This window comes from Streptomyces sp. NPDC051636 (genome assembly GCF_044453765.1).
In the GTDB taxonomy this organism is placed as follows: Bacteria; Actinomycetota; Actinomycetes; order Streptomycetales; family Streptomycetaceae; genus Streptomyces.
In genome coordinates this window covers 1-2,058 of sequence record NZ_JBITDA010000084.1, presented here as the reverse complement: position 1 = coordinate 2,058, position 2,058 = coordinate 1, and the positions used below count along the sequence as shown (strand labels likewise).

Sequence of the window (2,058 nt, the reverse complement as noted above, 5' to 3'; positions counted from 1 at the left end):
GAACTGCAGACACTCCTCGCCCTCTGGGCCGGCGCCTGCCCCACCTGCCACCGCGACATAACCACGGCAATACAAACCTGACCAAGCCCTACTAGGGCCCGTCTTCAAACGGTGGCGCGGTTCACCTGCTGAGGCTTGCCTGGCGCAGAACGCGAGGTGTGGACACGTGGCCATCTCGAAGAACCGAGGCTTCTACAAGCACGGCGACATCGGCGGGCAGGGAACGACTGGCGCCCTTCTCGACCAACCAACGGGCTGCGGCCACGGTGCCATAGGTTGACCAACCGCCGATCAGCACGACGCGCTTCTTCGGATTGAGGGGGTTCGCTGCTCGGACGATGTAGCCGCAGTCACGTACAACCTCGCCGTCCGCGGCATCGCCTGTGTAGGCCGTCCCCTCCCAGGTGATCGCTCCTCCGCCCAGCCGGAACGGCAACGCCTCCGTCATGGCCTCCAGGATGCGGCGGGCTGCCTCGTTGTTCTTCGGTCCGCCCAATACGAGCAGGTCGTGCTCCATCTCGCTGCCCGGCAAGTGTGCCGACAGGCGGACCTTCTCCAAATCGAGGTCCCGGTAGGCGTGGGTGAGAGAGGGGACGAGCACGGACAGCGCCCGGACCTGTCCCAGACCGGCTACGGGTCGCTGGTAGCGGCCGGTGTCGACGTAGGAGGTGTCCAGAACGATGGAGAGTTCGCCTGCGTTCAGGTAGCGCCACGTGCGACGTGCGGGCAGCCGCTTGACCACGTACCAGCGCACCAGGGTGCCGATCCCGGTGAGCACGGCGGCCACCACTGCACTGAGAATCTGCGAGCCCACAGCCCCCGCAATAACATTCATGGCGATCTCCCCCTCCGCGCGCCCAGACCCCAGCGGTTCGCGGGTTGCCTGGGTCGCCCCTATTGGATCATGGGTCGTGCATCGACATGAACTCACCGACCAGGAGTGGGAATTGCTCACTCCGCTGATCTTGACTCTGTCGGGGATCTTGGTGTCGTCTGCTCAGTCTCTGGCGGACCGCCAAGACCTCGGCCGGGGGATCCCGTGCTGGTCCAGGAAGTTCTGGAAGGCGGTCGGCGGCCGGGACGGAGTTGCTTCTCCGGTCGGCGGCCGTCGGCTGAGGCGCTCGATGTTTGCGGCGATGGCTGTGAGCACGTGTTGTAGGTGGGCGTTCTGCTGTCCCCGGTAGCGGCAGCGGCGCATGCCGTGTCCGTGAGCGAGCTCGTTGATCGTGCCTTCCACTCCGGAGCGGACCGCATAGCGGGCCTGCCATTCGGGTGTCTGTTGCTCGGCGCGGACTCGGAGTTGCAGGTCACGGAGTTCTCGCGGGGGAAAGCCCACGGTTCGGGCGCTGTCAGTGGTGGTTGTGCAGCGGGTGCGGACCGGGCAGGGACGGCACTGGCTCTTGGTGAACCGTGCCACGATCAGAGGTGCCGCGGTGGGTGAGGAGGTCGGATAGGGGCCGTGCCATCCCGCGCTGGTCTCGCCCTGCGGGCAGGTGACCTGCTGGCGGTCGAAGTCGATGCGGAAGTCGTCGCGGCCGAAGCCGTCGTTCTTGCGGTGCTGGCGGGTGGAGTTGACCGGTAGCGGTCCGGTGACCGTGACCTGGTGTTCGCGGGCTGCCTGTTCCAGATGGACCAGGGAGGTGTAGCCGCCGTCGACCAGATGCTCGGCGGGCAGCAGCCCGCGGTGCTTGAGCCGGGTGTGAATGCCGGGCAGCGCCTTCGCGTCGTAGCCGGTGGCGTCGGTGGTGGCCACATCTGTGATCACGTTGACGCCGTCGGGATCACAGGTCTCAGTGAGATGCGCGACGAACCCTTTCCAACGGGTGACGTGTCCGCGGCGCGCGTAGCGGGCCGTCGGGTCGTAGGGCGAGACGACCGCGACGGCCGAGGGCGGCAGGCCGCCGTCCTCGGCGGTGCGCCAGCGCAGGCGGCCGGCCCCGTCGCGGTAGTAGTTCTGCACTATGATCTGCCGCAGGGCCTGGACCCGGGGACCGGACAGGCGATCCGCCCCATGCTCCCCGACGTGCTCCAGCAGCCGGACGGCGTCGCTGCCTGTGG

Annotated in this window: 2 protein-coding genes; both read right to left on the bottom strand. The window is 67.5% G+C overall.

Translation table 11 applies throughout. The features are described 5' to 3' along the window. Positions 1 to 121 precede the first annotated feature (121 nt). Positions 122 to 835 carry a hypothetical protein gene (locus ACIBBH_RS42460; protein WP_399414347.1) on the bottom strand — a complete coding sequence of 238 codons (714 nt, stop codon included), beginning with the start codon at positions 833 to 835 and terminating at the stop codon, positions 122 to 124. 162 nt (positions 836 to 997) lie between these two features. Then, positions 998 to 2,058, bottom strand: a 1,061-nt coding sequence (locus ACIBBH_RS42455) for a transposase (RefSeq protein WP_399414344.1), incomplete at its 5' end; no start/stop codon positions are given.

Coding starts and splice junctions, on each gene's coding strand:
- ACIBBH_RS42460 (WP_399414347.1), bottom strand. CDS start 835: ATGAATGTTATTGCGGGGGCTGTGGGCTCGCAGATTCTCAGTGCAGTG.